We start from the raw sequence: 238 nt of genomic DNA, 5'->3' as shown, positions 1-238 counted from the left end.
ATTCCTTTGATATCTTCCGGTTGAATAACTACGGGAAGCGATTGCTTTTTGGCTTCTTCTATCACTGATGGATCTTCACGATAGTAGGGTGGGATATAAGCAATACCTGCTTGCTCAAAAATGGCTTCTTCTGAAGGGTATGTGATAGAAGCATAGGATGGGTACATTTCTTGCCAAGCCAATAAGAATTCTTCGCTGCAACTCGTTTCAAATTGTCGTTGAAAATAGGAATCAGTAG

The 238-nt window shown here is 40.3% G+C and carries 1 protein-coding gene; it reads right to left on the bottom strand.

The window, feature by feature from the left end; translation table 11 throughout:
- The coding region (locus VJI93_RS09245) for a hypothetical protein (RefSeq protein ID WP_324009394.1) at window positions 1-238 on the bottom strand (238 nt) is incomplete at both ends.

It is taken from the genome of Parvimonas sp. M20 (assembly GCF_035282425.1).
Lineage (GTDB): Bacteria > Bacillota > Clostridia > Tissierellales > Peptoniphilaceae > Parvimonas.
This window is presented reverse-complemented; position numbering and strand designations above follow the sequence as displayed.